Source organism: Pseudorhodoplanes sinuspersici (assembly GCF_002119765.1).
GTDB lineage: Bacteria > Pseudomonadota > Alphaproteobacteria > Rhizobiales > Xanthobacteraceae > Pseudorhodoplanes > Pseudorhodoplanes sinuspersici.
The window spans coordinates 3,493,402-3,518,765 of the sequence record NZ_CP021112.1 but is presented as its reverse complement, the minus strand read 5'-3'; the positions used below and the strand labels follow the sequence as shown (position 1 = coordinate 3,518,765).

The 25,364-nt window shown below is 61.2% G+C and carries 20 protein-coding genes; 1 reads left to right on the top strand and 19 read right to left on the bottom strand.

What is annotated here, in order from left to right; all coding sequences use genetic code 11:
• The 11 genes from cysG to CAK95_RS16990 form a co-directional block, all read right to left on the bottom strand.
• On the bottom strand, positions 1 to 1,467 hold the full coding sequence (cysG, locus tag CAK95_RS17040) for a siroheme synthase CysG (RefSeq protein WP_425349707.1): 1,467 nt from the start codon (positions 1,465 to 1,467) through the stop codon (positions 1 to 3).
• Positions 1,442 to 4,144, bottom strand: coding sequence for a nitrate reductase (locus CAK95_RS17035; RefSeq protein ID WP_086088984.1), 2,703 nt, complete (start codon positions 4,142 to 4,144; stop codon positions 1,442 to 1,444). Before CAK95_RS17035 ends, cysG begins: the two co-directional genes overlap by 26 nt.
• An 8-nt stretch (positions 4,145 to 4,152) precedes the next feature.
• Entirely contained in the window at positions 4,153 to 5,766 is a 1,614-nt protein-coding gene (locus tag CAK95_RS17030; RefSeq protein ID WP_086088983.1) for a sulfite reductase subunit alpha, read from the bottom strand.
• On the bottom strand, positions 5,763 to 7,523 hold the full coding sequence (locus CAK95_RS17025; RefSeq protein WP_086088982.1) for a NirA family protein: 1,761 nt from the start codon (positions 7,521 to 7,523) through the stop codon (positions 5,763 to 5,765). The genes CAK95_RS17030 and CAK95_RS17025 overlap by 4 nt, the downstream gene beginning before the upstream one ends.
• 1 nt (position 7,524) lies before the next feature.
• Positions 7,525 to 8,754, bottom strand: coding sequence for an NAD(P)/FAD-dependent oxidoreductase (locus CAK95_RS17020; RefSeq protein ID WP_086088981.1), 1,230 nt, complete (start codon positions 8,752 to 8,754; stop codon positions 7,525 to 7,527).
• Between the two features lie 8 nt (positions 8,755 to 8,762).
• Positions 8,763 to 9,188 (bottom strand): globin family protein, encoded by a 426-nt coding sequence (locus tag CAK95_RS17015; RefSeq protein ID WP_086088980.1) that lies wholly within the window; start codon positions 9,186 to 9,188, stop codon positions 8,763 to 8,765.
• Between the two features lie 41 nt (positions 9,189 to 9,229).
• The gene (locus CAK95_RS17010; RefSeq protein WP_086088979.1) at positions 9,230 to 10,027 is read right to left on the bottom strand and encodes an ABC transporter ATP-binding protein; all 798 of its coding nucleotides are present in this window, start codon (positions 10,025 to 10,027) and stop codon (positions 9,230 to 9,232) included.
• Between the two features lie 11 nt (positions 10,028 to 10,038).
• Positions 10,039 to 10,935, bottom strand: coding sequence for a nitrate ABC transporter permease (gene ntrB, locus CAK95_RS17005; RefSeq protein ID WP_183044142.1), 897 nt, complete (start codon positions 10,933 to 10,935; stop codon positions 10,039 to 10,041).
• Between the two features lie 57 nt (positions 10,936 to 10,992).
• Positions 10,993 to 12,309 (bottom strand): CmpA/NrtA family ABC transporter substrate-binding protein, encoded by a 1,317-nt coding sequence (locus CAK95_RS17000; protein WP_086088978.1) that lies wholly within the window; start codon positions 12,307 to 12,309, stop codon positions 10,993 to 10,995.
• Positions 12,310 to 12,651: 342 nt separating this feature from the next.
• Complete coding sequence (locus tag CAK95_RS16995) at positions 12,652 to 13,824, bottom strand: CmpA/NrtA family ABC transporter substrate-binding protein (protein ID WP_086088977.1); 1,173 nt, start codon at positions 13,822 to 13,824, stop codon at positions 12,652 to 12,654.
• Positions 13,821 to 14,405, bottom strand: a complete 585-nt coding sequence (locus CAK95_RS16990) for an ANTAR domain-containing response regulator (protein WP_086088976.1) — start codon at positions 14,403 to 14,405, stop codon at positions 13,821 to 13,823. Before CAK95_RS16990 ends, CAK95_RS16995 begins: the two co-directional genes overlap by 4 nt.
• 369 nt (positions 14,406 to 14,774) lie before the next feature.
• Between CAK95_RS16990 and atzF the strand changes: the two genes are divergently transcribed.
• Positions 14,775 to 16,577 (top strand): allophanate hydrolase, encoded by a 1,803-nt coding sequence (atzF, locus tag CAK95_RS16985; protein ID WP_086088975.1) that lies wholly within the window; start codon positions 14,775 to 14,777, stop codon positions 16,575 to 16,577.
• 216 nt (positions 16,578 to 16,793) lie between these two features.
• Here atzF and CAK95_RS16980 read toward each other — a convergent pair whose 3' ends face one another.
• The 8 genes from CAK95_RS16980 to CAK95_RS16945 all read right to left on the bottom strand — a co-directional run bounded on the left by CAK95_RS16980 (position 16,794) and on the right by CAK95_RS16945 (position 25,004).
• The gene (locus CAK95_RS16980) at positions 16,794 to 17,474 is read right to left on the bottom strand and encodes a GntR family transcriptional regulator (RefSeq protein ID WP_086088974.1); all 681 of its coding nucleotides are present in this window, start codon (positions 17,472 to 17,474) and stop codon (positions 16,794 to 16,796) included.
• 1 nt (position 17,475) lies between these two features.
• Positions 17,476 to 17,868: an oxalurate catabolism protein HpxZ gene (hpxZ, locus tag CAK95_RS16975; RefSeq protein WP_086088973.1), complete on the bottom strand. Its 393-nt coding sequence runs from the start codon at positions 17,866 to 17,868 to the stop codon at positions 17,476 to 17,478.
• A gap of 74 nt (positions 17,869 to 17,942) precedes the next feature.
• Positions 17,943 to 19,337 carry an AtzE family amidohydrolase gene (locus CAK95_RS16970; RefSeq protein ID WP_086088972.1) on the bottom strand — a complete coding sequence of 465 codons (1,395 nt, stop codon included), beginning with the start codon at positions 19,335 to 19,337 and terminating at the stop codon, positions 17,943 to 17,945.
• Between the two features lies 1 nt (position 19,338).
• The gene (locus CAK95_RS16965) at positions 19,339 to 19,524 is read right to left on the bottom strand and encodes a DUF4089 domain-containing protein (RefSeq protein ID WP_086088971.1); all 186 of its coding nucleotides are present in this window, start codon (positions 19,522 to 19,524) and stop codon (positions 19,339 to 19,341) included.
• Between the two features lie 8 nt (positions 19,525 to 19,532).
• A complete protein-coding gene (locus CAK95_RS16960; protein ID WP_086088970.1) occupies positions 19,533 to 21,236 on the bottom strand; it encodes a dipeptide ABC transporter ATP-binding protein in 1,704 nt (567 codons plus the stop codon).
• Between the two features lie 126 nt (positions 21,237 to 21,362).
• Entirely contained in the window at positions 21,363 to 22,319 is a 957-nt protein-coding gene (locus tag CAK95_RS16955; protein WP_086088969.1) for an ABC transporter permease, read from the bottom strand.
• Positions 22,316 to 23,329 carry an ABC transporter permease gene (locus CAK95_RS16950; RefSeq protein WP_086088968.1) on the bottom strand — a complete coding sequence of 338 codons (1,014 nt, stop codon included), beginning with the start codon at positions 23,327 to 23,329 and terminating at the stop codon, positions 22,316 to 22,318. Before CAK95_RS16950 ends, CAK95_RS16955 begins: the two co-directional genes overlap by 4 nt.
• Before the next feature lie 55 nt (positions 23,330 to 23,384).
• On the bottom strand, positions 23,385 to 25,004 hold the full coding sequence (locus tag CAK95_RS16945; protein ID WP_086088967.1) for an ABC transporter substrate-binding protein: 1,620 nt from the start codon (positions 25,002 to 25,004) through the stop codon (positions 23,385 to 23,387).
• Positions 25,005 to 25,364: the final 360 nt, after the last annotated feature.

The following is a 25,364-nucleotide window of genomic DNA, read 5'->3' as shown; positions in this document are numbered from 1 at the left end:
TTACGGCGATGCACTGGTCTGCATCGCCGTTTTCATGTCCCTTCGATAATCGCTTTGGAAAGACGCGCACATTTTCCCGATCATCACCATTGTCGGGCCAGCCGGCAGCTGTGCCTTGCCAAGCTCAGCGATCGTGCCAGATATCATCGTTTCATCCGGCCGTGTCACCTGCGCGATAGCAAGCGCGGGTGTCGCAGGATCAAGTCCGGCGGCGATTGCGCTTTCAACCAACGCCGGCAGCGTCTTCTTCGGCATGTAGATGACCGTGGTCGCTGTCGGATCGGCAATACTACGCCAATCGATATCCGACGGCAGAGCGCCATCCTCGCCGTGCCCCGTGATATATTGAACACGCCGCGCTGCCTTGCGATGGGTGAGGGAGATGCCAAGCCGGCTCGCCGCACCCTGCGCCGCAGTGATACCCGGCACGATTTCGATTGAGATGCCGGCTGCACGGCACGCCTCGATCTCTTCGCCCGCACGCCCGAAGATCATCGGATCGCCGCCCTTCAGACGCACAACGCGGCGTCCCGATTTGGCGAGACCGACCATCAATGCGTTGATCTCTGACTGTTTGCAGGACGGGCCATGCCCTCTCTTACCAACCAGCATCCGTCTTGCTTCCCGGCGTGCAAAATCCAGCACCTCTTTCGCCACGAGATCGTCGAATAGGATGACGTCGGCGGATTGCAGCGCGCGTACCGCACGCAATGTCAGCAATTCCGGATCGCCTGGCCCGGCGCCAACAAGCGTCACCGAGCCCCGTTCGGCGGATGGCGCTTCCTGCTTCGTCTCTTGCAGCAACGTCCGGAAGTTGTCGTCCGCCGGGACGCCGTTGGGATTTTGCAGAGCCGCGCGCGTGAAGTTCTGCCAGAACAGCCGACGTCCGTTGAACGGCAAACCTGATTGCTTCACGGCGTCGCGCCAGCTTCGTGCCGCTTGTGCCCAACGCGCAAAGCCTGCCGGCAACATCGCCTCGATGCGGCTGCGGATCGCCTGCGCGAATACCGGGGCTGCACCATCGGTCGAGATCGCGACCACCATCGGAGAGCGGTTGACGATGGCGCCGAAAGAGAAGTCGCAAAAGTCCGGCTTGTCAATCACGTTGCAGGGCACGCCAGCCAGCCGTGCCGCGTCGTGAAAGTGTGTCGCTTCCGTGTTGTCGTCGAAAGCGCCGATCGCAAGCGTGTAGCCATGCAAAGCCGCGTCGTGCCACCGGCTGCGGTAGATATTGACTGTGCCAGCCGGTGGCTGATCGGCCAATGTCAGCAACTCTTCGCAAACATCTTCCGCAAAAACATCGACGCGCGCACCGGCGGCTGCGAGCAACTCGACTTTCCAGGCAGCCGCGGCACTGCCGCCTGCCACAACGACGCGCTTTTCCGCCAGCGAAAAGAACACCGGCAATCGTGCCAGTGGCGCCATACGCGCCGGCGTGATCTCAGACGGCGTGCGCGGCGCGTTCATGCTGCTCATGAGCGATGATCCTTTTCAGTTCCGGCTGGCAGGAACCGCAATTGGTTCCGGCGCGCAAGGCTTTGCCGACACTCGCGACGTCCGTCGCCTCACCGGTTGCAATTGCATTGCGGATGAGTTTCAGGCCGACGCCGAAGCAGGCGCAGACGATCGGTCCGTGATCGGCCATGCCATCGGCCGACTGGCCTGATAACAATGCGCGCCGCTGTTGTTCTTCGAGCGTACCGGCCGCGAGCACGGCCTTGGCCGCATTCCATTCCGGGCGCTGCGAGGCGGGACCGACGAACAAGCAAAAATCGAGCTTGCCATCCTTGAAGATAGCCGCGCGATAGATACCACGCGGCTCGTCCAAGAAATCAGACGATACGGTTGCATCAGACGTGATGGAATGCATCCATTCCTCCCAAAAACGGATGCCTTCGTTCGAAGCAAGAAGAATCCCCTCCCCGCCATCGGCGGCCGCTTTCACCCACCACGTGCCTTCCGGCAACGTAAGGTCACGCCTGCTCAGGACAAATCCTGCAAACCGGTAATCCACCCGTTGGATGCTGGCCGGGGTGGCCTTGGATTCAGGCTGACCGGATAATGGATCGGTCGCGGGATTGACGAGCTCGCCAATGCACGCCGACGATGCGTTGGTACCATGCCAGTGGATGGGGGCGAACAGCGAGCCACGCCGCTGGTTGTCCGTAACATGAACCTTCAGAACACACGAGCCATAGCGTGTGGTGACGCGGGCAAAACCGTGATCGACAAGGTGATGCTCCCGTGCATCGTCCGGGTGAACCTCCACGAATGGCTCAGGCAGATGCGACGCCAGCCGCGGGCTGAGGCCCGTCCGCGTCATGGTGTGCCATTGATCACGCACGCGACCGGTATTGAGCGTGAAGGAAAACTCCGCATCGGCTGCAAAATGCAGAGCGGGCGTTTCCGGTGCAACGAAGCGTGCCTTGCCATCCGCTGTGAAAAAATCGCCACTAGCGAAAAAACGCGTTTCACCGGGCGCGCGCCCTGCAGCGCGCGGCCATTGGAATGGTGTCATCGTATCAAAGTCCGCACTGTCGATATCTGCGTAAGCGCCGATATCGAAATCGCGGCTGCCGTCATTCTCGTAAGCCGACAAGGCCGCATGCTCGCGGAAGATATCGGCTGCGGTTTCATAATTGAATGCCTTGCCATATCCGAGCCGCTTCGCAGCTTGCGCTATGATCCACCAATCCGGCTTTGCTTCACCAGGCAATGGCAGGAAAGCCCGCTGGCGCGAAATCCGCCGTTCCGAATTTGTTACCGTCCCGCTCTTCTCACCCCAGGCCGCAGCCGGCAGCAGAATGTGCGCGCCGGTCATGACCGTGTCGTTGACCAGCACATTCTCCGACACGATCAGCAATTCGAGCTTCCTCAGCGCGTCGCGCACCAGGCCCGCATTGGGCAGTGACACGGCGGGATTTGTCGCCATCACCCACAGCGCCTTGATCTCCCCGCGATTGATCGCGTCGAACATCTGCACCGCTTTGTGGCCTTCGCGCTCGGCCATGCGCGGCGCATTCCAGAAACGCCGGACGCGATCGACGTCAAGCGGCGAAAAACCCATATGCGCTGCCAGTTGATTGGCGAGCCCGCCGACCTCGCGTCCGCCCATCGCATTCGGCTGACCGGTGAGCGAAAACGGCCCCATGCCCGCCTTGCCAATGCGGCCGGTTGCAAGATGGCAGTTGATGATGGCGTTGACCTTGTCGGTCCCTTGCGCCGACTGATTCACGCCTTGCGAATAACAGGTGACGGCATTTGGCGTTCCTGCAAACAATTCATAGAAGCGGATAATGTCTGCTGCGTCGATTCCGGTCGTCTTCGAGATTTGCGCAATATCCGGTGCGAGCGACCGGCAGCGCTCCAGCGCGGCTTCGAAATCGACCGTATGCGCGGCGATATAGCCGAAATCGATTGTGTGCGTATCGGCGAGATAGGCCAGCAAGCCAGCGAACAGCACGCTATCCATACCCGGCGCAATCGGCAGAAACAGATCGGCCTCTTGCGCCGTCATCGTCCGCCTTGGATCGATCACCACGAGCTTTGCACCGCGCTCGCGCTTGTTGGCCATGATCCGCTGAAACAGCACCGGGTGACACCAGGCCGCATTCGATCCGACAAGGACGATCAGATCGGCCTGATCGAGATCGGCATAAACCCCCGGCACGGTATCTGCGCCGAAAGCACGCTTGTGGCCTGCGACTGACGAGGACATGCAAAGCCGCGAATTGGTGTCGACATTGGCGGTGCCGATGAAACCCTTCATCAGCTTGTTGGCGATGTAGTAATCTTCCGTCAGCAATTGCCCGGAGAGATAGAAAGCGACTGCATCAGGACCCTCGCGCGCGATGATCGTTCGCAATCCATCCGAGACCTTGTCGAGCGCGGTCGACCAATCCGTGCGCGCCATCTTTCCATTGGGCTGGCGCACCATGGGATATAGGAGCCGCTTATCCAGTCCCAGCGTTTCATCAAGGGCCGAGCCCTTGGAACAAAGCCGTCCGAAATTGGACGGATGATCGGGATCGCCGGAGATCATTGCACCGCCCTGCCCGTCCGGCGACGCCAGCACGCCACAGCCGACACCGCAATAAGGGCATGTGGTGCGGACAACCGGCGGATCGTTGGAGAGTGCGTTCATCAGCTCCCTCAATACACGTCCTGTTGATAGCGGCCGTTCTTCTTCAACTCGGCGAGGAATGCGACGGCCTCATCGGTCGTGCGCGCACCATATTGCGCAACAATATCAACCAGCGCGCGCTCGACGTCCTTCGCCATGCGCTTGGCGTCGCCGCAGACGTAGAAGTGGGCGCCGTCGGCGAGCCAGGACCAGAGATCACGGCCGACCTCGCGCATGCGGTCCTGCACATAGAACTTGTGGTCGCCGTCGCGCGACCACGCCAGCGATAGGCGCGTGAGCACGCCGCTCGCTTTCATCGCGGTCAGTTCATCTTCGTAGAAGAAGTCATGCTCGCGCCGTTGATGGCCGAAGAACAACCAGTTCGGACCCGTTGCTCGGGTCGCCATTCGCTCATGCAGAAAGGCGCGGAACGGCGCGACACCGGTGCCTGGCCCGACCATGATGACCGGCACCGACGGATCGGACGGCAGACCGAAGGCATGGGCCTTCTGCACATAGACCTTGACCGGATCGCCCGGCTTCACGCGCTCGGCCAGAAAATTCGATGCCACGCCTTTGCGCAGGCGCTGGCCGATCCTGTAGCGCACGGTATCGACCGTCAGCGACAGGCGGCCCGACTCGACCTTGGGCGAAGACGAAATCGAGTAAAGGCGCGGCTGCAGCGGCTCCAAAGCCTCGATGAAAGCCTCCGGATCCGGACGTACACCGGCAAACTTTTCCAGCGTCGCCAGCACATCGAGCGTTACCGCATCGCCATCGGGATCGTCGCCCGAGGCCAGCGCTTTCGCCTTCTGCCGGCGCTCGCCGCCGGTGATGTAGGAGAAGAGCTGGAACAGCGAATCAGGCGCGGGCGACAACGACACATCTTCGATCAGGATGCTGCGCAGCGGACGGCCTGCAACAAGCAAATCCGGCTGCACACCAAGCGCCTCGATGATGGCCTCGACCAATTCCGGGGCGTTGGTTGGAAACAGACCGAAGGCATCACCGACCACGTAATCGAGGTTCGCTGCGCTCAGATCGAAATCGAGATGGAAGGTCTCCTTTTCCGAGCCGCTCTTGTTGAGCCGGTAGCGGCCGACGAATGTCGCAATAGCCGGATTGTCGCGCGAACGGCCGGCCTCCCCGGCGGGTTTTGCGGGCGCCGGAGCAGCCGCCGTCGCCGGCACCTTCGCCGCGGCCGGTGCATTGCCGATTTCCTCATAAAGCTGTTTCAGCATGCGGGCGGTTTCCTTGCCGCCGGGCACGCAGAGATTGAGCCGCTCTTCCGACTTGTCGAAAATCTTGTCGGCATAGTCGTTGCAGTTGTATCCGCACTGGCCGCAATCCTGCTGCGCCATCGCCGCCATCATGCGCCGGCGCAGAGGACGGCCTTCGGCCAGCGTCATGCGCTCGGCCATCGGCAAGGTCTGGTCGTGCCATGGCGCTTCACCGTCATCGCCATCACCCGGCGTCTGCGGCATCAGCGCGGCATTCTGTTCCGGCGAGAGCGCCGTGACGCCAGCGCCGTCGAGCGACACAAGCCCGGCAAAAAATCCGTTCAGCCAGGCACGCTGCTCATCGGAGAATGGCGCGGTTTCGGGAACGAGATTGACGATCGGCTGCGGAGAAACACTCATCATTCCACCGCCTCCGCATTGAACAGGTCCTTCAGCGCATCGACATCATGCCTGCGCGAAAAGGCAATGAAGGTTTCGTCCGCCGACGCCCGATGTGCGAGATAGCCTTTCAGCATGCGCTCAATGACCTTCGGCGCATTCTCCGACTTCACGTCGCGATAGATCTCCCGGCCGATCGCAGCATCCGGTCCGTAGCCGCCGCCGACATGGATATGGAAACCATCGACCGTATCGCCGTCGTCATTGATGACGACGCGCGCACCGATCAGCCCGATATCGCCGATGTAATGCTGGGCGCAGGAATGATGGCAACCGGTGAGATGGATGTTGACCGGCGTATCGACCTGCACACGCTCCTCACACCAATGCGCGATCTCTTCCGCGCTCTCCTTGGTATGGGCCGCAGCAAAACGGCAGCCGGTGGCGCCCGTGCAAGCCACAAGGCCGGCGCGGATCGAGGTTGCCTTGGTCGTGAGGCCAAGCGCAGCGATCTCGGCTTCAACCTGCGCAACCTTCTCCGTCGTCACGCCGGAGATCAGCAGGTTCTGCCAGACTGTGAGGCGAATATCGCCGTCCCCGCATTCGCGCGAGATTTTGGCGATGCCCCGCATCTGCGCAATCGTCATCTTGCCGACCGGCAAAACGACGCCGACCCAGTGCAGACCATCCTGCTTCTGCGGATGCACGCCGATATGGGCCATGCGATCGAAGGCCGGACGCTCGGCAATCGCCTCCGCCGGCACACGCATCAGCGGACGACCGAGCTTTTCCTCGACGGCGGTCAGAAACTTGTCGAAGCCCCAGGCATCGAGCACATATTTCAGGCGGGCCTTGTTGCGGTTGGTGCGGTCGCCATGCTCGATGTAGACGCGCACGATAGCATCGGAAATCGGCGTCGCCTCGTTCGGCTTGAGAATGACGCCGGTATCGCGTGCAAAATCCTTGTGGCCGGTGATGCCGCCCAGCGTCAGGCGGAAATAGATTCCGGGTTCGACGCCGAAGCCATCTTCCACCTCAACGGCCTGGAAACCGATGTCATTGGTGTCTTCCAGCGCCGCAATCTTGCCCGCGCCATCGAAGGCAACATTGAATTTACGCGGCAGGCCGTAAAGCGAGCGGTCGTTGAGGATGTGGTAATGCCACTCACGCGCATAGGAGCGCGTATCAAGCAATTCCTGCGGATCGATGCCGGCGGTCGGTGTGCCGGTGACGTTGCGGATATTGTCCGCCCCCGAGCCGCGCGAACACAGACCAATATCCTGGATCGTCTCGACGACATTGGTTGCGTTCCTCGGCTCGATTTCGCGAAGCTGCAGATTGGCGCGCGTCGTCACGTGCGAATATGGCGCGGCATATTTCTCGGCCACATCGGCAAGGCCGGCCAGCTGCCAGTGCGACAGGATGCCGTTGGCGATCCGCAATCGGCACATATACGAGGTCTGCGCTGGCGCCACATAGAACAGGCCGAAATAGCGCCAGCGGAAATTGTCAGCGGGCTTCGGCGCCTGGTTCTGCTCGGACTGCTCACGAAGCTTGCCGTAAGCGTCGAAAGGATGCAGTTCGCGCTTGAACTTTTCCTGCTCTGCGAGCTTGCCGCCGCCTGCGATCATGCGATCCTGCGCCTTGATGTGGATGGCGTCAGGCCCGGTCGGCTCGCCCTTCCCGCTACCGCCAACGCCGCGCGATGTGCGCGCCGCTGTCAGGCCGGAGACGAAGCCTTCAAGATACCGCTTCTGATCCGGGGTGAAATCGCTGGACATGTCAGGCCGCCATGTCCAGGTTGTTGCTGCGTTCGGCCAGCGCACGGCCAAACGCGAGTTCGTTGCGGAAGCGGTCGGTGGATACGCCGGAGCGGATCAGGTCGAGATACCAGAGGCCATCGGCCGTATCGCCGAACAACACCGCCCCGACCAGTTTGTCATTGGCAATGACGAGCTTCTTGTAGACGCCGAGGCCGCGGTCACGCAGATAGATCTGCTCGGTTCCCGGCGCGCCGAGAAAATCACCGGCGGAAAAGACATTCACACCCGTGACCTTCAGATTGGTCGCCGGAATACTTCCAACATAAGCGGCGTCTGCCCCAGACAGGTTGTCTGCGAGAACAGAGGCCTGTTCATAGGCCGGCTCGACAAGCCCGACGCAGCGGCCATTGTATTCGGCGCATTCGCCGATGGCATAGATTCCGGAAATATCGGTCTGCATCTGCGCATCGACGACGATACCGCGATTGATCGAGACGCCGGCGGTGCGCGCCAGCGCGACGTTGGGTGCAATACCTGCAGCCATGACAACGATGTCGGCCGGGATCGAGCGGCCGTCTTTCAGGTCGACACGCGTCACATGCCTGTCGCCGACGAATTGCGCCGTCTCCGCACTCAGCAGAACCTCGATGCCCTTGGCCTCGACCTGTGCCTTCAGCATCGCCGCGGCTTCGGCATCGAGCTGACGCTCCATCAGCCGGTCCATCAGATGAATGACGGTGACTTTGGCGCCAGCCTTTGCAAGGCCGTATGCCGCCTCAAGGCCAAGCAAACCGCCGCCGATCACCACAGCGTTGCAGGCTTTGGCGCCGGCCTGTTTCAGCATCTCGACGTCACGCAAATCGCGGAAGGTCATGACCCCCGCCAGGTCACGGCCGGGGATCGGCAGGACAATCGGTCGCGAACCGGTGGCGAAGACGAGCTTCGAATAGGGAATGGTCGCACCGCTGGCGAGCTTCACGCGCCGGATGCCGCGATCGACGGATGTCGCTGCGTGACCATATAACACCGTCACGCCGCGGTCCCGCCACCACCTCTTCGGCTTCAACTCGACATCGCCCTGCGCGACATCGTTGGCGAGAACGGAGGACAGTAAAACGCGGTTATAGGCAAGCTGCGGCTCCTCGCCGATCACGGCGACGGCATATCGGCCGAGCGCACGGGCGGAGAGCTTTTCCACCAGCTTCGCCGCGGCCATGCCGTTGCCGATGATGACGAGAGGCTCGCTCATGTCGTTGCCTATTCCGCCGCTTTAGTTTGCGGATAGGCTTCGCTGATCATGAAGCCCGACAACGTCGTGTAGGCTTCCGTCCAAGCGTCGGCCACCTCGCCTGTCCAGCCTTCGCCAAGCCCTCTTTCCAGCGTCCAGAGCAACGCCCCGCCGACCGGCTGATAATGCGCGGCCTCCACACCGTAGCTCACATGCTTCTTGGCCAGCATGCTGGCCGCAGGAAGAACGGTATCGAGCTTGTCGAGACCGTTGACGACAACAGCCAGGATCGACATCAGCTTTCTCTTCTGCTCATCGAGATCGCCCTTGAACATCGGCTTCACCTGCGGCGCGATCTCGAACAAACGATCGTAAAAGAGCGTTGCGGCCTGCGGCGCGATCGGCGCCACCTTTGCAAAACTGTCCTGAACGAGCTTGACCTGATGCGGTGTCACGAGATTCTCCCTTGGCTTGATGGCTGGGGAAACGAGCGTCCTTACGCGGCTTCGACGAAGCGGTGCCGCTCGTAAAGGAATTCGAGCACGCGCTGACGACACTTGAGATAGGCCTGATTGCCAGCCAGCTCGAGCCGCTTCCGCGGACGCGCCAGCGGCACGTCGAGGATTTCACCGATCCGTGCCGCCGGACCGTTGGTCATCATCACGATGCGGTCGGAGAGCAACACGGCTTCGTCCACGTCATGCGTGATCATCATCACCGTATTGCCGAGCTTCTGATGGATCGCCATGACCGAGTCCTGCAGATGCGCGCGCGTCAGCGCATCGAGCGCACCGAACGGCTCATCGAGCAGCAGCACCTTCGGCTCCATGGCCAGCGCACGGGCGATACCGACCCGCTGCTTCATGCCGCCGGACACTTCACCCGGCCGCTTGTCCTTGGCATGCGTCATCTGCACGAGATCGAGATTGTGCAGCGTCCAGGCATGACGCTCGGCGCGTGACTTGGTGCCAGAGAACACCTTGTTCACCGCGAGGCTGACATTGTCGTAGACCGTCAGCCAAGGCAGCAATGAGTGGTTCTGGAACACGACCGCGCGGTCCGGCCCCGGCGAATTGACCTCGCGGTCCTCAAGGAGAACGCCGCCGATGGTGGCGTCGATCAAGCCCGCCACGATGTTGAGCAGCGTGGACTTGCCGCAGCCGGAATGACCGATGATCGAGACGAACTCGCCCTTGTTGACGGTGAGGTCGATGTCTTTGAGGACAATTGTCTCCTGCGAGCCGCGCTTGAAGGTTTTCTCGACGCCTTGAATCTGGAGATAGGGTTTCGTCATCGTGCTCCTCCTTAGTTGGCTGACGTGCCGCGGGTGACGATGGTTGCGATAAAGGCAACGATGCGGTCGAGAACGAAGCCGACGACGCCGATGTAAATGAGTGCGACGACGATGTCGGACAGGCGCGACGAATTCCAGGCATCCCAGATGAAGAAGCCGATGCCCACGCCGCCGGTCAGCATTTCCGCCGCGACGATGGCAAGCCATGACAGACCGATGCCGATGCGCAGGCCCGTGAAGATGTAGGGCGCCGCCGACGGGATCATGATCTTCCAGAAGAATTCGAGATGGTTCAGCCGCAGCACCCGCGCGACATTGCGATAGTCTTGCGGAATATTGCGGATGCCGACCGCGGTGTTGATGATGATCGGCCAGACCGAGGTGATAAAGATCACGAAAATCGCCGACGGTTGGCTATCGCGAAACGCCGCCAGCGAGATCGGCAGCCAGGCCAGCGGCGAGATCGTGCGCAGCACCTGGAAGATCGGATCGAGCCCGCGCATCGCCCAGACCGACTGTCCGATGATGGTGCCGAGCATGATGCCGATCACGGCGGCAAAGCCGTAACCGATGGCAACACGCTGCAGCGATATCAGCACGCGCCAGCCAAGACCGATGTCCTGCGGGCCGGCCACAAAGAACGGATCGACGATCAGATCGTAGGCTTCGCTCCAGATCTTCGTCGGCGATGGAAGCGTTGCGCCCGGCTTCATGCACAGGATTTGCCAGACCGTGAGGAGCAGGACGATCATCACCAGCGGCGGCAAGATCGTCGCGGCGAGATCGCGGAGCGCAGGCATCAGTTTGGTCTGCACGACATTCGGCTTGGACGGCGTGATGCGCAAAACCTCCGCGCTCGGCATCGCCGCCTTGATGCTTTGCTCGGTCTTGAGGACAGGCATGTTCATTTCGATGTCTCCGCGGAAGAAAGAAGGGACCGCCGATGCCGGCGGCCCCAGTCGCGATCACACTTCAACGCGTTTGATGGAGAGGCTCTTCAGATACTCGCCCGGCTTGTCCGGATCGAAGACCTTGCCGTCGAAGAAAGTCTCCTTGCCGCGCGAGGTCGAGGCCGGAAGGTCGGACACCGAAAGCTGCTTGGCGGCTTCGCGCCACAGATCTTCGCGGTTGACCTTGTCGACCATCGCCTTGATATCGGTGGTCGGTTCGAACTTGCCCCAGCGGATATCTTCGGTGACGAACCAGGCGTCATGACTCTTGAACGGGTAGGACGCGTGGTCCTGCCAGAACTTCATGAAGTGCTTGGTGCCCTTCTCGATGCGGCCATTGCCGTAATTGATGTCACCCTTGGTACGGCCGACAATGTCGGCCACCGGCACATTGAACCATTGCCGCTTGCCGACGATCGCCGACATCTCGTCCTTGTTCTCCGGCTTGTCGCACCATTGCTGCGCTTCCATCACCGCAGCCAGCAGCGCCTTGGCCGCATTCGGATATTTGTCGACCCAGGCGGCGCGCATGCCGAGCGCCTTTTCCGGATGCTTGAACCAGAGTTCGCCCGTGGTGCAGGCGGTGTAGCCGATATTCTGGTTGACGAGCTGCTCGTTCCACGGCTCGCCGACACAGAAGGCGTCCATGTTGCCGACCTTCATGTTCGCGACCATCTGCGGCGGCGGAACGACGATGGTGGAAACATCCTTGTCGGGATCGACACCGCCGGCGGCGAGCCAGTAGCGGATCCACAGGTCATGGGTGCCGCCGGGGAAGGTCATCGCGATCTTCACTTCCTTGCCGGCGGCTTTTTTCTTCTCGAACGCGGCTTTCAGCGGCGAGGCATCGGCGGTGACCTTCAGATCCTTGTATTCGTTGGAAACGGAAATCCCCTGCGCATCGAGGTTGAGCCGCGCGAGGATGTACATCGGCGTCGGCACGTTGTTCTGCGTCACCTTGCCGGCCGAGATCAGATACGGCATCGGCGTCAGGATATGCGCGCCGTCGATGCCGTTGCTTTCCGAACCGAGCACAAGATTGTCGCGGGTCGCGCCCCAGGAGGCCTGCTTGGAAACTTCGACATCCGGCATGCCGTGCTTGGCAAAGAAGCCCTTCTCCTTCGCAATCACCAGCGGCGAGGCATCCATCAGCGCGATATAGCCGAGGACGGCCTTCTTCACTTCTGGACCTGCCGCCTGCGCCATCGGCAGGCCGAATGGAAATTGCGTCTTCACCGCGCCGAGCAATGCCGCCGTGCCGGCCGTGCCTTTCAAAAGCGCGCGGCGAGTGATCGAAAATGTCTTTCGTCCGGTATCACGTTCTCTGGCCATCGAATTTCCGTCCTCTGGTTGGCCCCGGCGTGGGTCCACTTGGGTCGCCAAAAACAAAAAAGCCGCAGTCCTTCCGGTGACGCCCGCGAGGGCGGCTCCTTGAGACAGCGGCGTTGCTTATGATCGACCCGACGTTGGATCGTTATGGGCACCCGTCGCTACGGGTGCCGTCGCGTTCTCCTTTTCAAGGTTCGTGCCAGTTTCGGTTGAGAGGGATTCTAAAGCAGTTTCAGTAGGATATGGCTTCGCACAGAAAACGTGCAGCTCCTGAATCTGCTGAAGATTCCTGCAATCGGCATCCCCGATGCCGAACTATTGTGCAGTGCGAAATGCCATTCGGGCTTAGCGGCGGCGGATTTTCCAGCCGTCGAGATGAGCGACGATATTGTCGGGATCGAAGGCCGGTCCGGTGAAAGCGCCCACCCTGTCGGCGGGCTCCGAAGGTGGCAAATCCGGGCTGCCGCCGATGATTTTATCGTACAAATCCGGCCGGAATGCCGCTTTGGCCTCCGCCAATCCTTCGGCCGACATCAGTGCCTGGCCCCAGCGCACCATCTGCGCGTAAAGCCAGGCGGCCTGGGCGGGATCGGGCCGCGCGGCTCCCTTGCGGCCGACCATCAGATACCGGTCGCTCGAACGATACGTGCCATCGGGCGAAATCTTCAGCCGGCCATCGAGCGTGCGGCGGATCACCTCGGGTTCGACGGCAATCCGTCCCGGCGCCGAAAGAAGACGTGCGACTTCATGATGATTGTGTTCGTCCTCGACGAAGGCCGCCGCTCGCCCGTGCGCCCGCACGAGTTTGTGGAACATATCCGGATTGTCTTCCGCCCAGCGCGCGCGAACGGCCAACACTTTCTCCGCGGCGCGCTCGAGGATTTCCGAGACGAAATGCAGGATGCGACCGATGCCGAGATCAACGGCCACCGAATTCCACGGGGCGCCGACGCAGAAGGCATCGACATGTTTGTTGGCGAGGCTTTCCACCATGTAAGGCGGCGGCAATACGATCAGCCGCACGTCCTGATCCGGATCGACGCCGCCGGCCGCCATCCAGAACCGAAGCTGATAATTGTGCGTCGAATACGGGAAGGTCATACCGAAGGTGAGCGGCTCCTCGCCCCGCGCCTTCCGATTCATCACCACACGCGCCAGCGCACGTGCCGACACCATTGGATCGGCCAGATCGCCATCCGCCGCATCCTTCAGGGCATTGAAAAGTTCGGGCGACACCGTGATCGCGTTGCCGTTCAGGCCCAGTCCGAAAGCGGTGATGATCGGCACCTTGACATGACCAAGCCCCAGACTTGATGCGATGGCCACCGGCGCGAGCAAATGCGCCGCATCGAACAAGCCGATATTCAGTTTGTCGCGAACATTCGACCAGGATACCTCACGGACCAGTTCGACGTTTAGCCCCTCCTCCGCGGTGAAGCCCTTGTCCACGGCGACAATGAGCGCTGCCGCATCTACCAGCGGAATGAATCCAATGCGAAGTTTCCTGCTCTCGGTCATTTGAACATCTCCGACGCGGTGATGACCGATTGCGCGATCTCGGCGATCTTTTTGTTCTCGTTCATGGCTGTCTTCCGCAGCAACGCATAAGCTTCTTCTTCGTTGATTGATTTCGCCTTCATCAGGATGCCCTTGGCCCGATCGATCACCTTGCGTTCTTCAAGGGCGGATTTGGTGCGATCAAGCTCCTCCTGCAGGCGCGCGAAGGCATTGAAGCGCGAGATACAGGTATCGAGGATGTGCTTGATCCGTTCCTTCTTGAGGCCATCAACGATGTAGGAGGCGACCCCGGCATCGACCGACGCCTGGATCGACGCGGTGTCGCTCTGGTCGACAAACATCGCGATCGGCCGCTTCACGATGCGGCTGACCTGAAACATCTGCTCGAGGACATCGCGACTTGGATTTTCCAGGTCGATGAGGATGACATCGGGATCGATGGCATAGATGCGCGCCAGCAGGTTCGTCATCTCGGCGATCCGGGTGACGTCCATAAAGCCGGCCTCGCGCAGCCCCTCCTCCAAGATGGCCGAGCGCACCGGACTTTCATCCACAATGACAATTTTGACGTTCAGATCCATTCCGGCTGCCGATCGGCTGGCCTGCTTGTCTGGACGAGAATCCTTGCTCAACCCAATGTCACCCGCGTTTCGTCAAAGGTGAAAAAACAAGCAGGAATCGGGCCACACGGGGTACCTAGTGCACCGTTTCCGAAGTTCGTGCTGTATCTGCGGCAATCTCATCCACGAACTTCGGAAACCAAGGTGCACTAGCAAGTCAATGATTCTAGTGCCGCGATTTTGAAGTTCCTGACAGGAGCTTGCTGCAAATGATGCAGGAACTTCAAAATCGCGGCACTAAGTATACTCATCCACATATGATGTCGCGCATTTGCGCATCGCCAGGGCGCCGCCTAAGGTGGCCGGCGAAAAGATAGTATTTTTGAGCCAATGAACGAAACTGTCAGCGACATCCTGGCCGCGCACCGATCCGGCACAATCACTCCCGAACAGACGATCCGGCGCAGCTATGAGCGGATTCGGGCCTATGGCGATCCCGCCGTGTTCATCACGCTACGCGACGAGGCCGAAGCGCTCGCTGAGGCCCGCGCTCTGACGGCAGAGGGCCCAGACGGCAAACCGCTCTTCGGCGTGCCGGTCGCGATCAAGGATAACATCGACGTCGCCGGACTGCCCACCACGGCAGCCTGCCCGGCCTTCTCTTATATGCCGAAGGCGGATGCCACGGCGGTGGCGCGCCTGCGCGCCGCCGGCGCCATTGTCATCGGCAAAACCAATCTCGACCAGTTTGCCACCGGGCTCGTCGGTGTTCGTTCACCTTATGGTGTTCCGCGCAACCCCTTCAATCCGGAATTGATTCCGGGCGGGTCGAGCTCCGGCTCGGCCGTGGCTGTCGCTGCAGGTCTTGTCCCGATTGCACTCGGAACCGACACGGCAGGTTCCGGCCGCGTGCCGGCAGGCCTCAATAATATTGTCGGTTTGAAGCCCAGCCTCGGGCTCATTCCCACCACCGGCGTCCTGCCGGCCTGCAGGACACTCGATTGTGTCTCCGTATTCGCCCTCAATTCCGACGATGCCTTTGCGGTGCTCGGCGTGATTTCGGGCCAGGACGAAAACGATCCTTATTCGCAGGCTCGCCCGCTTGGCAGTCTTGGGACACCGCCAACCGCATTGCGGATTGCGGTGCCAAACGATGATGGCCGGCACTTCTTCGGGGACCGGCAGAGCGAGGCATCGTTCCTTACCGCCATCGCCTTATTGCGCAACATGGGTGCGGATATCGCCGAGATCGACGTGTCACCGCTGCTGGAAGCGGCGCGGCTGCTTTATGAAGGTCCCTGGGTCGCCGAACGCTATGCTGCCGTCGGCGACTTCATCGCACAACATTCGGACGAGACGCATCCCGTCACGCGCGGCATTATCCTGGGCGGCACCAAGCTATCGGCGGTGGACGCCTTCCGCGCCTTCTACCGGCTCGCGGAACTGCGCCGGGCCGGCCAAGACTTGATGTCGCGCTATGACGCACTGATGGTTCCGACCGCACCAGCCGCCTATACGGTGGCGCAGCTCGAAGCCGATCCGGTGCGGCTCAACAGCAATCTCGGCACCTACACCAATTTCGTGAACCTGCTCGATCTGTGCGGACTGGCCGTACCGATCTCGTTCGGTGCCGATGGCACACCTTATGGTGTCACATTCCTTGCCCGCGGCGGCGAGGATGCAGCGCTCGCCAGTCTCGGCCGTGTCGTGCATGCACAGACCGAATTGCCGCTTGGCGCTCTCGGCATCAAGCAAGCGCCACTGGCGCATCTTCCCATCGCAGCGCGCCCCGGTGAGTTCACAATTGCCGTTGTCGGTGCGCACCTCTCCGGGATGCCGCTCAATCGCGAATTGCACGACCTCAACGCACGCTTTGTCGAACAGACAGAGACGGCTCCGGATTATCGGCTCTATGCGCTCAGCGGCACGGTGCCGGCGAAACCCGGCATGCTCCGCGTTGCGCAAGACGAAGGTGTCGCGATCGATCTTGAAATCTGGGCGATGAGCGCAGAAAGCTTCGGCCGCTTTGTGGCCTCGATCCCCTCGCCGCTCGGCATCGGCACCATCCACTTGTCGGACGGGCGCAACGTGCACGGCTTCCTGGTCGAGCCGGAAGCGATCAAAGGCGCCCGCGACATTTCCGAGTTTGGTGGCTGGCGTGCGTTTGTCGAGAGTCAGCGGGCGACGGCGTAGGTCGAAGAGCTCCAGACCATCTCCGTCACCCTGAGGTGGCCGCCGAAGGCGGCCCTCGAAGGGCAACGGCCAACGTCCCAGTTCTCGGCCGTTCATCCTTCGAGGCTCGCGGAGCCTGTCATCGGGCCGCGCTTCGCGCGGACCCGTTGGCTCGCACCTCAGGATGACGGGGCTGGGTTGTGTATGCCGAACCAACCCAAAACGATCATGCTTCAATCACAACGACTGCACATAAGCCTCGTATTCCTCACGCACAGTGAGGATATGCGCGCGCATCGCATCGGTCGCGCCACTCCGGTACCCGCGCAGGATGGCTTCGACCACCTTGTCGTGTTCGACATAGGACTTCGCCAGACGACCAAGGTTGCGGAATTGTGCACGCCGAAACGGCTGCACACGCGCCCGTGTCGCAATGGCGATATCGGCCAGATAGGCATTGTGTGCGCCTTCATAGACAGCACCATGAAAGGCTTCGTTGATTTCATGATGGCGTTGCGGATCGCCAACCTGGATCAATTGTCGCAACTGCTCGTGAATGGCCTCCAGTTGCCGGCGCTCGACGGCGCTCATGCGTTCGGCCGCAAGCCCTGCACAGAGGCCTTCGATTTCTCCCATCGCTTCGAACATGCCGACGAGATCGCCTTCATCAGGTTGCGCCACGACAGCCGTGCGATGCGCGCGCGCATCGACCAGCCCGCTCGCCGCCAGTTGACGGAGCGCCTCGCGCACGGGCGTCCGTGACACACCGAAACGCGAGGCAAGATCAGTCTCATCGAGTGTCGTGCCCGGCTTCAATACACCCCGCACGATTTCATCCGCGATCTGCAGACGCAGCTCTTCCGCAAGGGTGCGGCGGCCTCGATCTGCAACACGGATGTCGCGGGAGTAGAGATTCATGTCAGCCAGCTTTTGGCTGTTCCATCAGGCTGACATGTGCGGCAACAACGCGCCAGCCTTCGGGAAAACGCACCCAGGTCTGCATCTGACGGCCGATCCGCGTGCCGGAGGACGGCCGACTGAACAGCGTCGAGGCCACGGCGAAATCGCGGCCATAGGTGGTGATGACGGTCTTCGACAATGTCCGCTCAAGACCCGCCGAAGGGCGGCCCGCGCGAAACGCCTGAATCTCGTCGAATCCGTAGAGATTCTCAGTGGCGCCATAGCGGATCGTGCGCGAATCTTCGCGGAAGATCGCATCGAGCACCGTGACGTCGTTGGTGACCAGCGCCTTTTCATAACGCTCGAATTCCGCCGTCACTTCGGCAACGACATCCGGCAAATCGACTTCCATTCCCATTCCAGTCCTCCCGTTCCGTCATTCCGGGGCGCTCACGAAGTGAGCGAACCAGGAATGACAGAAAGTTTCTAATTCAAAGGCGGCCGCGGCGCCAACACCGCGCCCTGTTCCTCCAATGCGTATGCGATGCGCAAAGCGACATCCTCCTTCCACGGCGCGGCGATGATCTGCACGCCGATCGGCAGCGGCTTCAACGGCACCGGCACCGCCACCACAGGCAAACCGATGAACGAGATCGGCTGCGTGTAGATGCCGAGATTGGCGCGCACCGGCATCTCCACACCGTCGAGCGTGAACGTCTGCTGACCGATCGATGGCGCTGTGCAGGGTGTCGCTGGCGCAATAATGGCATCGACACCCTTGAACAAGGCCAACACCTGTTCGCGATACCAGCGGCGGAATTTCTGCGCCTTCACCACCAGCGACGATGGGATCATCGCGCCGGCCAAGAGACGATCGCGCACGGCGGGATCGAAATCGTTCGGCCGGGCGCGCAGCCGATCGAGATGCAACGCGGCGCCTTCTGTTGTCGTGATAACGTAAGCGGCGGCGCGGGCACGATGCGCTTCCGGCAACTCGACCTCGCGGCTGACATTCAGCGCTTTCGCGACGTGATCGAGCGCCTGATAGGCTTCCGGAAATCCCTGCTTGCGGAAATAACCACCGGCCACCGCAATGCGTAAACCATCGAGACCGCGCGCAAGCTGCGGCAAGGCTGCCTCCTGCGGCCGTGTCGTGCTGACGGGATCGTCCGGATCGTGGCCCTGCATCGCGTCATAGGCGAGCGCGAGATCGCGCGTGCAGCGCGCGAATGGCCCGAGATGATCGAAGCTGCCAACGAACGGAAAGCTGCGCGCCCGCGACAGCCGGCCATAGGTCGGCTTCAATCCAAAGATGCCGCACAACGATGCCGGCACGCGAATGGAGCCATTGGTGTCGGAGCCGAGCGCCAGCGGCACAAGACCACCGGCCACCGCGCCGCCCGAACCGCCCGACGAGCCGCCGGTCATCCGCGTCACATCATGCGGATTGCGCGAGGGCCCATCGTGGATGTTCTCGCCGGTGAAGTCGTAGGCGTATTCGCCCATATTGAGCGCGCCGACCAGAATGGCGCCTGCGGCTTCCAATTTCTCAATCAGCGGCGAGTCGTGGCTTGCAGGAGACAAGTCGCGATTGATCTTCGAGCCCGCGCGCGTCGGCAGGCCTTCGACATCGAACAGGTTCTTGACCGCGAACGGCACACCAGCGAGCGGACCCAATGGCTTGCCCGCGGCGCGGTCGGCATCGAGCGTCTTGGCGCGCGCAATCGCGCGCTCTGCGGTGACATCGGTGAAGGCATTCAAGGTCTGGTTGCGTGTCTGGATGGCCGTCAGCGCGGCTTCGACCACCGTTTGCGCCGACACGTCTCCCTTTGAGACGGCCTTAGCGATTTCACAGCCTTTGGCAAAACTCAGGTCCGTCATGTCAGGTCCCAAAAACCGGGGCCGGCTCTGCATCATCCGGCAGCGGGAATTCGTCAAACTGAGCGGCAAGCCGGAACGTCACTTCGACATTCTGGCGCACGGCCGGCAGCCAGGCCGGATCGAGCGGCAGTTTCATCAGTTCGGCCGAGGCCACAATCCATGCGTCCAACGGGTCGTGCTCTGTCATCTCAATCCTCACAACGGGGGATGTGGAATAGCAGACAAAAGCTCTTTCGTGTAATCGGATTGCGGCGCATCCATCACGCGTTGCGCCGTCCCTTCTTCCACGATCTTGCCGCTGCGCATCACAATCACGCGGTCGCATAGGAGCCGCACCACATTGAGGTCGTGCGATACGAACAGGTAGCTCATGCCGAGCGAGTGTTTCAGGTCCTCCAGCAGATTGAGCACCACCGCCTGCACCGACACGTCGAGCGCGGCGGTCGGTTCGTCGAGGATCACGAGCTCGGGCGACAACGCGATCGCCCGCGCGATGCCGACGCGGGCCTTCTGCCCGCCGGACAATTGATGCGGGAAGCGATCGAGCAGTTCGACCGGCAAACCGACCTGCCGTGCCAGTTCCTCGCAACGGGCACGCACGGCATCGCGGCCCCTGATGTCGCTCATGCGCATGATCGGATCGGCGATGGCGCGCGCCGCCGTGAAGCGCGGATTGAGCGAGTCGGTCGGATCCTGAAATACCATCTGGATGCGCTTGCGCATCGGCGACCTAGCGAATTCCTTTGCCGGAATGGCGCCGATATCCTCCCCGTCGAACGTCACCATGCCCGATGTCGGGTCGAGCAGGCGCATGATCATCATCGAGGTCGTCGACTTGCCGCAGCCGGATTCGCCGACAAGGCCGACACTCTCGCCACGTTTAATCTCGAACGAGATGCCGTCGACAGCCTTGAATGTCTCGGCGAGCGGCAGCTGATCCTTCTTGCGGAAGAAATTCGCAAGCGTCGATGACGCGCCCTGCCGCGGATATTCCTTCACCAGATTGGAGACAACCAGCAGCGGCGTCTTGTCGAAATTTTCCTCAGGCGGCGGCAATGCCGACGGCGTTGCCGTTGCGTCTTCGGGCAAAAGGTCGCGCAAGGACACGCCGAGGCGCGGCGTCGCCCGCATCAGCTTGCGTGTATAGGCGTGCTGCGGCGACTTGAAGATCGTCGCCGAAGCGGCCGTCTCCACCACCTTGCCCTTTTCCATCACCACCACACGGTCGCAATAGGCAGCAGCAAGGCCCAGATCGTGGGTGATGAGAATGGTCGACATGCCGCGCTCGCGTGTCAGTTCGACCACGAGGTCCATGACAGCTTTCTGCGTCGTCACATCGAGACCGGTCGTCGGCTCGTCGGCGATGAGGAGTTGCGGCTGACAGGCCAGCGCCAGCGCGATCACCACACGCTGGCACATCCCGCCGGACAACTCGAATGGATAGGCGTGATAGCGCTCCTCAGGCCGCGCGATGCGAACCCTTTTCAGCGCTTCGATCGCCTTCTGTTTCTTGTCGGAGGGCTGTGCCTGCACATGTTGCAGCAACACGTCCTCGATCTGATGTCCCACTTTCCGGATCGGGTTCAGAGCCGCACGCGGATTCTGGAAGATCATCGAGATTTCGCGGCCGCGCAGATCGCGCATTTCGCTTTCCGGTGCATCGCGCACATCGATGCTGGAGAAGGTAATCGCGCCATCGGCGATCCTGCCGGCCCTATCGAGAATGCGCATCACCGCATAGGAGGTGACGGATTTACCGGAGCCGGATTCGCCAACGATGCCGACAGTTTCGCCCTTGGCAACCTGGACATTCACATGCTGCACCGCCTTGACGATGCCCCGCCGGGTCATAAATTCGACGGTGAGGTCCTGCACATCGAGCAATGTCGCCGCAGTCATCGGGCACTCCTCAGATGATTGGCGCTTTCAACTCGCCGCTCATTCCCGCGAAGGCGGGAATCCAGTCTTCTTGACTCTGGGTCCCCGCCTTCGCGGGGACGAACGGACAAAAACACTGGTGCCATGTCACGTGCGCCGCTGCGGGTCGACGATATCGCGCAATCCATCGCCCAGAAGATTGAAGCAGAACACCGCCAGCATCAGCGCGGCGCCAGGGAAGAACGCGATCCACCATTCGCCGGAGACGATGAAGCCCGCCCCTTCCGCGACCATGATGCCCCATTCCGGCGTCGGCGGACGCACGCCAAGACCGATGAAGGACAGGCCCGCGGCATTAAGGATGGCATAGCCCATGGTCAGCGACATCTGCACCACCATGATCGGCATGATGTTCGGCAGGATCTGCGTCATCATGATGCGGAATTCGCCATTGCCGGACAGCCGTGCCGCCTGCACGAAACCGGCATCGCGGCGCACATTGGCTTCGGCGCGCGCGACGCGGGCATAGAGCGGATAATTGATGATCGCGGTGGCGATGACGATATTGGTGACGGTATTGCCGAGCGCAGCGACAATGCCCATCGCCAGCACGAAGAGCGGAAATGCCATGATGGTATCGGCGATGCGGCCGACGATGCGATCGGTCCAACCACCGAAGAAACCGGCCGCCGTGCCTGATAGTCCGCCAAGCGCGAAGACGAGCGCCACCGAGGAGACGGCGATCGCCATATCCAGCCGCGCCGCAACGATGACGCGGCTCAGAATATCGCGGCCGAGCTGATCGGTGCCGAACCAGTGTTGCGCCGACGGCGCCTGCAACGCCGACATCGTGTTGCTGGCCAGCGGATCGTAAGGCGCGATCCAAGGCCCGAAAATCGCGCAGACGGCGATCAGGTGAAACAGGCCGAAGGCAATGCCGGTGACCGGATTTTCGGCGATGACATAACGCGCATGCGCGAAAATCGAGGTCTGTTTGGGTGCAGCAACCGGAAGCGCGGACGCTGCCGAAGCCGTCGCTACGGCAATGGCCGGCGTATCGGTGGCTGCGATATGGGCGGATTCGAGGTCGGGACGGCTGTTCATCCTTCAAGCCTCACGCGCGGGTCGATCACGCCGTAGAGCATGTCGATCATCAGGTTGAGCAGGACGTACATGATCGCCATCGTCAGCACGAAGCCCTGCACCGGCGCAAAGTCGGATGCGATCAGGGCTTCGATGGCGTAAGAGCCGATGCCCGGCCAGGCGAATACTTTTTCGACCAGCACATTGGCGCCAAGCAGGAACGAGAACACCATGCCGAGTGTCGTGATCACCGGCAGCATGGCGTTGCGGAACGCGTAGGTGATAATGACCGCGCGCGGCGATAAACCGCTGGCGCGGGCCGTGCGCACGAAGTCGGAGGCCAGCACTGCCAGCATCGAGGCACGGGTCATGCGCGTGATCGGCGCAAGGGAAAATATCGCGAGCGTTGCAGCGGGCAGGATGAGCTGCGACAGCGCAGCGCGGAAGGTTTCGAACTGGCCCGCAAGAAGACTGTCGATCAAATAGAAGCCGGTGACATGCGGCGGCGCCGAATAGAAGATGTCCAGCCGCCCGAGCGGCGCCGGAGACCAGCCGAGCCTGAAATAGAAAACGTAGACCAGGATCAGGCCGGTGAAGAACACAGGCAGCGACACGCCGGCTGTCGCGACGATACGGCAGGCATGATCGATGACCGAGCCCTGCTTCACCGCCGCCACGATGCCGAGCGGCACCGCAATCAGGATCGAGATGAGGAGGCCGAGCAAGGTTAACTCCGCCGAAGCCGGCAATCGCGATGCAATGTCGCTTGCCACCGACTGTCCGGTCGTCAGTGAGTTCCCGAAATTGCCCGTGCTCAGATCCTTCACATAACGCACGAACTGCTCGGGCATCGACTTGTCGAGGCCGAGAGATTTACGGATTTCCTCGATCGCCTGCGGCGTCGCGGCCGGCCCCGCAAAATAGACCGCCGGATCGCCCGGCAGCACACGCGTCAGAAGAAACGTGACGATAATGACCCCGATCACGCTCGGGATTGCAATCGAAAGCCGTTTGCCGATCTGCCGCAACATCGCCGTCCTCCGTCGGAAGAGAAGGCGCTGCAGAGCGCCCTCCCTTCCGTTGCTGTTATGCTTTGGCGAGCGTTCGATAATCGAGCTGACGATGGAACCAGTAGCGATAGCCGGACACGTTCTTCTGCATCGCGACGTTGAGATAAGGCTGGAACAGCGGGATGCGGGGCACCTCGGCAAAAGCCTTGTCGATGAAGCCCTTCACGTCCTTTTCGTAAGTCGCATTGTCGCCTTCGGCAGCGGCCTTGCGCGCACCGTCGATGAGCGCGTCCATGTCCTTGTCCTGATAGGACATGGTGTTGAAGACGGCGTTCTGGCCGTGATAGCACCAGAAGAAGAAATATTCCGGATAGTCGAGCCAGCCGCCGAAGACATTGATGATCATCGGCAGTTCTTTCTTCAGCAACTCGTTGCGGAAGTTGGCGCCGGTGATCTTGTTGATCGTCGTCTTGATGCCGATCTGCGCCAGACTTTCCTGCACCAGGATTGCCAGCGGTTCGCTGACCACACCTTCGCCGACATTGAAGGACAACGTTGTCTCGAAACCGTTTGCCATGCCGGCTTCAGCCATCAGCGCCTTGGCCTTGGCGATATCGGCCGAATAGCCATGCGGCTGCGGCCAGGCGGTGGTGGAGACGGTATTGGACTTCGCCCCGTAGAGCGGATTGGCGACGCCATACATCACCGCATCCAGGATCTTCTGGTACGGAATGGCATAGGCCACCGCCTGCCTGACCTTCATGTTGTTGAAGGGTGGGTTCTTGCAGTTCATGCCAAGATACCAGCAGGCATTGCCAACCGGTGACGACACCATCTGCAGTTTCCCGGCCTGCTTCAACTCCGCAAAATCCTTGTTCGGCATGTCGAAGGACAGATCGGCGTCACCGCGTTCGATCAATGCGCGCCGGTTACCCGCCGACGGAACGACGCGCCAGATGACGCGCCTGATCTGCGGCAGCTTTCCGCTCTTCCAATTGTCGTGGCGCTCATAAACGACTTCACTGCCTGCCTGAAAGCGGGTCACCTTGTAGGCACCGCCGCCGGCGGTGTTGGTCTTGGTGTATTCGAGACCCCAGGGGTCCTTTTCGGTGGCGTGCTTCTTGATCAGCTCGGAATTGTAGACGCCAGGCACCACGACGGCCAGATCGGGCACCGTGAGCTTGTCCTTGCGAATGAAATCAACGCGGAAGGTGTGGTCGTCGACCGCGACGAATTGCTCCGGCTTTTCCAGCGAGCCGGCCTTCATCTGAAAGGTCGGGAAGCCGCCAACGGTCACGGCGCGGTCGAAGGACCATTTGACATCCTTGGCGGTGACCGGCGTGCCGTCGTGGAAGGTGGCGTCCTTGCGCAGCTTGAATGTCATCGACATGTCGCCCTTGGTCCATTCCTCGGCCAGTTCGGGCGTGAAGGTGTCGCGATCATAGGAGTCGCTGCCGTCGGGAAACTTTTTCACGCCATGCGACATCAACCGGTCGTAGCAATTCCACGACACTTCGTAGCCGGGGCGGTTGGTGCCGACGCCGTGAATGTCGAAATTGTTGGGCCCCTCTTCGCGGATGACGAGAAGCGTTTCGTTGCGCGCCTGGGCGCTGGCGGACGACATGACGGCGGGAGCCGATACAGCCGTTGTCGCGGCAATAGCGGTCGTGGATTTCAGAAATTCGCGGCGATTCATCAGAGCCTCCGGTGCCTTTTTTCATTTGGCTTCGGAGTCTTCCCCGCAAGGCTTGTGCCAGCCCCGCTTTTACTTGGTGAAAAACAAGCAAGCTTTTGAAACAACTTTAGAATTGCAGACGAATGTCCGACCGATTCAGCGTCTCGATCGCGCATGCCCCCGGCGTCATTGCATACAACGGATGATTTTTGCCTATTTATTAGACAACTCTTGCGATGCTGATCGCCTGTGCGCGAACCTGTCTCGCGGCTTCCTTTGCGGCTTTTAAGGCTTCGCGCGCATCGCGGATGCGGCGTCGCCGCGCACGGCTCAGCTTGCCCACATCAAGCGCCCGCCGCCATCATCGCCGCGCTCAAAAAA